We start from the raw sequence: 6,789 nt of genomic DNA on the forward strand, positions 1-6,789 counted from the left end.
TCCACGCTGAAAATCCTCGCGCCCTCCCTGCTGCCGCAGAAAGGGAAAGGGTGGACGACTTTTACGCCGCCCGCAGCAGCTCCATGCCGCCGCTTCCGTGGCCTAGTTTCTCACCGCCGTTTTCACCTCGGTCCGCAAGGTCAAGGATGGCGAGACAACCGACGATCTCTTTGCTTTCCTCACCTGCCCGCCGAATGCAGAGGTCGGTGCCATCCACCCCAAGGCGATGCCGGTGATCCTGACGCGCGCCGAGGAATGGGAGGCATGGCTGGAGGGCATCCAAGCCGAGGAGCTTCAGCGCCCGCTGCCGGACGGGGCGCTGCAGTTGGTTGACGCGGCGGTTTGAGGTAGGCCGTGTGGCCGTGCTGCCGAACGCGATCGCGTCGCAGAAGCGATCAGTGCCGCGGCGCGCGCCACCCGGCGGCGCGCGCGTCCTCTTCCGAGCAGAACCACCGCTCGCCCCTGGCCTCGCTGATGCGGGTCGCGTCGTAGTCGCGCGTGCCCGGCAGGTGGTAGATATGCGTGCCGCTGCCCGAGATGTTGCCCTTGATCCGGCAGCTCTCCCGTTCTGGTGATCTGGCGTGGCGCGACGAGCGAAAGTCCCAGGCTGGCAGATTGTCTGCCGCCCAGATGCCTACCCCTTGCCGCTGCGCCGAGGCCTCAGTTGCCGCATAGGCGTCCGAGTAGCGGAGATACGCCCAAGCGAGGCCCTCTATCACCATCGCCTCGCCAAGATCGACGCCGTCGACTTCGCAGGTGGCAACGGTCCTGCCGTAGCGATCAATATCCATTTTCCAGCAGATCACTTCCCGACCCCGGGTGAGGTCGCTGAGGTAGTCGCCAGCGGCCAGACCGCAGGGCCAGTTGCGCCTGTCATGGTTGCTGCAGACTTGGTCATGCTCGGGCGCGTCGATGCCGTGGAGGCGGATCGCGAGACCTTCGAGTCGCAGGCTGTCGCCGTCGATAACCTCGGCAGAGGCGGCCATGACAACGGGACTAGCGCTAGAAGGTTCAGCGCTGGAGGCAAGCGGCATGAGGCTGACGGGGACGAAGACAAGGCCGAAAACCCAAAGCCGGCAATTGGTGGATGAGCACGTCATCCCTCATGCATATTCGAAAGCGGGGAATTGCCCACTTGTTCTTTCGCTCAAATGCTGCGTTTCGCCCGCCCGCACCGGAAGCTGTCATCCCGATAGACCAGCGGCCGACGACGCACTTATAACTAACCCGGTGCTCCCGCTGACGCAGTCCAGTGGGGGCACCCGGCCTATCTAAGCGGCTCACTCGGATTGAGCGGTGGCGTCTCTCCCTTCAGGTCCCCCCGAATATCTTCTAGCAACTGCTCGCGGTTTAGGGCCATGGAGAACTCGACCCGGCGGGAGGCCTCACGGTTCTCGCTTCCATCCTCCCGGGAAACAAGGCGTGCAGAGGAATATCCTGTTGAGGAAAGCCGTCCCCGCGCCCAGTCCAACAGATCGCCGTTCTTCAGGCCACCAAGGCACACTTGCAAGGCATTTTGCGCGCGTCGCTGCGACAAGCCGAGGTTATAGATATAGGCTTCCTCGGAAGTCTGACCAGGCTGCCCTTCTGAGGATGCATGGCCCTCGATCTTCAAATCAGAAATATCCAGACCAGATGACTGAAGGGTTCGCACCCAGGGACCGCAAAACTGCCGGAGCAGCTCCGGATCTCGGATCCGATCCTCTCCGGCATTGAACAGAATGTTCTGGGGCAGGATGATTGTGCCGTCGGCCCTAATCTCACCGCCTGCAGCGCGGATCTTATCGCCGAGTTCGCGCTCAAGCATACCAACAAGGCCTTCCTCTGCAGCTGCCGCCTGCGCCAAGCGCTCGCTAGCTTGTGTCGCTGCATTGCTGGGGACGAGAAGATCGTCCAGCGTCGCACGCAAGCGGGCTTCGGGCGTAACCTCAACGACTTCGGAGAGCTTCAGCCGGGTTCCCGGCTCCAGCTCCACTACGCCGCTCATCAGGCGCTTGAGGTCCTCCTCCCGCATGAATCGGCTGTATCGTTCCGTATCCTCGATGGCGGCCTGATCCTGCTCTCCGAGTCCTGCTGCTCGCAGTGCGCGCGCCATCGCGAAGGTTCCGTCGCTCAAGCCCGCAATGATGCTAGCCTTGTCGGCATCGGACATCTCCCCCAGGTTGTCGGCCAAGCGCAGACTTCGCTTCTCAGTATCGATCTGCCACCAAGTGAATAGCAGAAGCAGGATGAAGGACAGGAGGATGAAAGCCTCGGCCACCGTCAGCCCCATGACGGCGCCCCGCTTGTAGTCGCGACTCGATCCAGGGCCAGGCCTCAACACTGCTGGAACCTTCCCGCCAAGAGCTGATGACTAACTATCATGGACCTGATGATTGAGAGACACGCATCACGGTTCAAGTCCTTCGGCCCCATCTCCAAGAGTTGCTTTCAGGTGCCTCCGCGGGTCCGACCTGAGTCGCTCTATCCTCATTGCGATCCGTGTTTGCTCCAGGTCCCGGGACGACGATGCCAAGCGTCGAGCCTACTGCATCCAGCCGACCAGCAAGCCGATCGCCGGCTTCCCCCAGTTTCGCTGCGCTCGTATCAAGGCTTTGCTTGATCCGATCCGCGCTCGTCTGGATCGCGTCGCCAGATCGTTCAGTTGCCGCAGTAAATATGTGCGCGCCGCCATCGATGGCCTTGCCTGCATTTTCTAAAGCTCCGGCCATCGACTTGGTGCCTGCTTCGATCTCTTGCTCGAAGCGGGCAGTGAAGCCGCTGACCACCTCTTGCGCCCGCGCCAGGGTTAAGCTGGTGCGATCGACGTCGGTGGAGAGGCTTTCGGCAGCTGCGACGATCGTGGATACACTTTTCCGGATGCGTTCGGCCGCTTCGACATTATGTCCGGTAAGCTCCGTCGCAGTTGCAGTCATCTCCTCAACCGCCTTCCGGATGCCCTCTGCAGCTACGGTGCTGGAATCTTTGACGGCCTTCGTGACTAGATCAAGAGAGGCTTCAGTCTGTAGGCGCACACTCTCCCGCAGCGCCGGTCCGAATTCCTGTGCCGACTTCAGGAGTTCCTGCTGCATGTCTGAAAGCAGCGTGTCGAACGCCTCTCGCATGCGCTTCTCCCGCTCGACGTTCTGCTGGAGACTCTCGACCGAGAATGTCTTGACCTGGTCAAGGCTCATGCCGAGCTCAGTCCGGAACCGGCGTGACGCGTCATTCAAGGCCTGACGCTCGTGGCGCTCTCGACTGTCCATGTCGATCTTGAACTGCATCATCAGCACGCGGAGGAACACACCGAAGATCGTAGAGGAAAGCGCCACTCCAAAGCCCGCAATAATCTCGGGGATCATGTCAGCTCGACGCTCGGAGGGGGCTTCAACAACGAAGTAAAGGGTTACTGCCAAGGATGTCAGGGTAAAGAGAAAGCCGAGGTAGTAGCAATTGTCGCCGATCGTCTCCGAATCGAGACGAAGGGATGTGGCGTTGTAGGTGTAGAGGGCATAGGCCACGAGAATCAGACCTGCAAAAAGAGCGCCGAAGAGGGGATGAAGCGGCAAGAACTTGAATGCTATGCAGCCGACTACGCCCACCACAAAGGCGATGCCCAACGGCGCTGCCTCCTGCATGGGGTGACCGGTCGTCCCGTAGATGCGCTTCGTGCTTTTCCGGGCCATCAGAGGTCTCCCAATCGCTTGACGCCGGGCGCCTGCGCGCCTTGCCTTTCGAAATACCGGAGCCAGAAGTCTTCGACAGCATCCATGTCTCTGATGCCCTCGGCCGGACGTGGCAGTTGGTAGATCTGCACCTGGGCGTTGCTGAGGGTCGCGCCGACGCGCTGGTAGTCGCCGGAGTTGCTGAAACTCTCCCAGTCACCACCACGATAGAAGCTTAGGACATCGCTGTGTTGGAGAAGGTCCGTAACCAGAACAATCCGACGCGGCCCCTCATACGTCACAAAGCCGGGCGTTGCCGAAACCAATGCCTGGAGACTCTCCATGATCGGTGAACTGTTCGCGCCCGATGCGCTGACCATCTGCTCGAGATTTGCCTTGAGTGGCGCCAAGAATCGCTCGCGGTAACGGTCACCGACCAGCCGGACGTTCTGGGTCAATGCGCTTGCTGACGCGGCATCCTGCGGCTTGCAGAGCGGCTCAGTGGCGCCCCAGTTCTCTGGGTTCTCACTCACGACTCCCAAGGTAAATTGCGTCCCCCTGGTCGCCGCATCAATTTCCTCTTCTAGCCATGCCATTAGCTGGGAGTGCTGCGCCGGGGACAAAGGATCTGTCAGGTCCAAAAGGATGGAGGTCATAGCCACTGGGCCGCTGGCGAGGGGACAAAGCGTCTTCTCGTCGACGGCCGCCAATGCGGTCTGCCGTCCTGCCCACCAGAACCCGCCTCCAAGTGACACCATGACGGCAATGGCGCCAATAACGAGGACTGATGTGCTCAGGCCGCCTTTCGTGCCGCCGCGGCCTCGACGGGCGCCACGAGTTGAAGACCTGCGCCCCTTACCTCTGCTCCTTACCCGCGACATCAAACCGGCTCTCCGGCGCCAGCACGCATGGAAGGCACTGAGGGACCCGACGGTGATACACCGCGCTGGACTTCCTCAGGCAACTGAAATTCGACAACTGCGGATTTGAAGCTTTCGAATATCTGCCTGATGGCGGACTCCACGGCTTGCGTGATCTTCTGCGCTTCCTCCTCCGCCGTCTTCTTCCTGCCCTCGTCGGCCGTGATGGCTGTTCGGAAGCCGGGAAAAGTGTGGCCGGTCGAAAAACTCGGCGGCGCCGGTTCGGTGCGCGCTGTGATGTTGGCGTCTCTGTAGACCGCAAGCAGATATGCGACCTTCGTGTCGCACTGATCTAAAAAGCCTTCGAGATGTGCGTTCAGCGTTGAGTGTCCGTAGAGCGCATCAATAGCTTGGGAGATTCCATCCCGGACTTGTTGGTCAGCATCGCGCAGTTCGTCGATTGCCTGATCACGCTTGTCCGTGAGTTCCGAGATGGCATCCTCGAAATGTCCGGCGTGATCCGCGCGCGCGTTAGCTAGGTCTCTTTCGACCTTGCTGTAGCCAGGAAAGGGATCAAAGGCATACCATCCCTTGATGAAGGCAAAGATGGAGATCAAAGATCCGAGCGCAAACAGGAACCAGCTGTCCATGCTGGTCAGGCCGAAAGGATTCGCACGAAGGGCTGGCACAGCCTCTTGGATTGCATCGGACCAAATTACCTGCGCGTCGATCAAATCGCGAAAGTGGGCGACTGTAAGGTTCACCGCCAGAGCCAACAGTATCCAAGCTGCCAAGCTGCAGAGCCCAGCCAATTTACGTAGAAGCTTACTGTGGTTCAGGTTGCAGGCCCAGATACCAAGCAGCAGGCTCATGACAACGTTCACCAAAGAAAAGACGAATGCCGTCATTCCCCCACCCGCAAGGCCCTGCTCGTTGCCGCGCGAGAACATAAAGGCATTCAGCGCTGTTTCGACACCAATAAATATGATGACAATGGCGGCAAACCTTCCCCAGCCCTCGAAATGCTTGGCGGGACGACTGAGCCCATGCTGTTCACGGAAGCCCTTCCGGTGCTGGAAGGTCTCGAACAGGCGCTCTGTCACGGGGGTCATCTGAGCCTTCCAGCCGCGGACCGCCGTCAGGTAGTCGCCACTGGCATTCTGCGCGACGATCTCGACTTCCTTTCGCATCGTTCCTGCGCGTGACAGGCGCTCGTTGTAGACCTGCCGATTGTTCTCGTAGTTCTCTAGGCCCTTGTTGCGGACGTCGTTAATCCGGTTGATGATCCGCGCCTCGACCGCGTCAAAGCTGGTAGTTCCAGGAGCAGGCTGCTGTTTGGTTCCGCGCTGCTGCCCTTCTTCGTCGAGCCTTAGTTCCTTGCGGATCTTCTCCTGGTCGATCTCTGGAAAGACCGTCAGGGTTGGAAGCAGGTCGTCAGACCGCAACATTGACTTCAGCTTGTCGAGCACAGGGACCATCTCCAGTCATCTCACAGCTTGATCACATACCGTGCAACTATCCGTGATGATATGAGTCTGAAGATATTTTTAGAGGTTTTGTTATTCAGGATAATGGTCCTGCTCGACGGTTGCTCTTTCCCCTGAGAACTGGACCGTTCGAAACTGGAGTTTTCGGCTAACCTTCCCTGGCTGGGAGAGGAGCTGAAGATGATAAAGGCATCGAGGTTCACGGAAGCGCAGAAGGCGTTCATCCTGAAGCAGGGCGAGGAAGGCAAGCCGGTTGCGGAGGTCTGCCGGAAGGCGGGGATCAGCCAGGCGAGCTACTTCAACTGGAAGAAGCGGTATGGCGGGCAGCTACCCGACAGGATGTATCGGCTGAAAGCGGTAACCGGTGTGCCGATCACACGTTGACGGGATAATTCCACGGAAGGAGATCAGCGATCTGGCACTGTGGATGACCGTCGACGATTGCTTTCAGCGTTTTGGCCAGCCAGGCGTGGGGATCGACGGCGTTGAGCTTGCAGGTCTCGATCAGCGAGGCGATGGCGGCCCAGTTCTCGGCCCCGGCATCGTGGCCGGCGAAGAGGGCGTTCTTTCGGTTTAGCGCGATGGGACGGATGGTTCGCTCGACGGCATTGCTATCGGGCATGCTGTTGACGGCGCCTCTCGAACTGCAGGAAATTCCCGCCCTGTCATGGTAGGATTGCCTTGTCGGGACAGGGGCGTCGGAGTGCGAAGAAGCGGGCAGGCCGTCTTGACTATGAGCTGCGAGCTCGCGTTGTTATCTGGCCGCCCCTGCGACTATCCCGTCTGCGCTGTGAGCGC

Annotated in this window: 5 protein-coding genes and 2 pseudogenes; 1 reads left to right on the forward strand and 6 read right to left on the reverse strand. The window is 59.9% G+C overall.

The genetic code is table 11. The features are described from left to right. Positions 1-395: 395 nt before the first annotated feature. The 5 genes from OC184_RS18970 to OC184_RS18990 form a co-directional block, all read right to left on the reverse strand. A complete protein-coding gene (locus OC184_RS18970) occupies positions 396-986 on the reverse strand; it encodes a thermonuclease family protein (RefSeq protein ID WP_265508715.1) in 591 nt (196 codons plus the stop codon). Between the two features lie 281 nt (positions 987-1,267). Further along, positions 1,268-2,272: an OmpA family protein gene (locus tag OC184_RS18975; RefSeq protein WP_265508717.1), complete on the reverse strand. Its 1,005-nt coding sequence runs from the start codon at positions 2,270-2,272 to the stop codon at positions 1,268-1,270. A 124-nt stretch (positions 2,273-2,396) separates the two neighbouring features. Continuing rightward, complete coding sequence (locus tag OC184_RS18980; protein WP_265508718.1) at positions 2,397-3,665, reverse strand: YggN family protein; 1,269 nt, start codon at positions 3,663-3,665, stop codon at positions 2,397-2,399. Beyond that, positions 3,665-4,300 carry a hypothetical protein gene (locus OC184_RS18985; RefSeq protein WP_265508719.1) on the reverse strand — a complete coding sequence of 212 codons (636 nt, stop codon included), beginning with the start codon at positions 4,298-4,300 and terminating at the stop codon, positions 3,665-3,667. Before OC184_RS18985 ends, OC184_RS18980 begins: the two co-directional genes overlap by 1 nt. A gap of 224 nt (positions 4,301-4,524) precedes the next feature. Then, positions 4,525-5,973: a BAR domain-containing protein gene (locus OC184_RS18990; RefSeq protein WP_265508720.1), complete on the reverse strand. Its 1,449-nt coding sequence runs from the start codon at positions 5,971-5,973 to the stop codon at positions 4,525-4,527. A gap of 201 nt (positions 5,974-6,174) precedes the next feature. Here OC184_RS18990 and OC184_RS18995 point away from each other — a divergent pair. Then, positions 6,175-6,345: pseudogene (locus OC184_RS18995) on the forward strand (transposase); the annotation flags it as partial. Between the two features lie 19 nt (positions 6,346-6,364). Here OC184_RS18995 and OC184_RS19000 read toward each other — a convergent pair. Then, positions 6,365-6,607: pseudogene (locus OC184_RS19000) on the reverse strand (transposase domain-containing protein); the annotation flags it as partial. Positions 6,608-6,789 lie beyond the last annotated feature (182 nt).

It is taken from the genome of Paracoccus rhizosphaerae (assembly GCF_026162645.1).
Classification (GTDB): domain Bacteria; phylum Pseudomonadota; class Alphaproteobacteria; order Rhodobacterales; family Rhodobacteraceae; genus Paracoccus; species Paracoccus rhizosphaerae.

Excerpts from the sequence above, each read along its gene's own strand:
- OC184_RS18970 (WP_265508715.1), bottom strand. The coding sequence starts at position 986 with ATGGCCGCCTCTGCCGAGGTTATCGACGGCGACAGCCTGCGACTCGAA.
- OC184_RS18975 (WP_265508717.1), bottom strand. The coding sequence starts at position 2,272 with ATGGGGCTGACGGTGGCCGAGGCTTTCATCCTCCTGTCCTTCATCCTG.
- OC184_RS18980 (WP_265508718.1), bottom strand. The coding sequence starts at position 3,665 with ATGGCCCGGAAAAGCACGAAGCGCATCTACGGGACGACCGGTCACCCC.
- OC184_RS18985 (WP_265508719.1), bottom strand. The coding sequence starts at position 4,300 with ATGACCTCCATCCTTTTGGACCTGACAGATCCTTTGTCCCCGGCGCAG.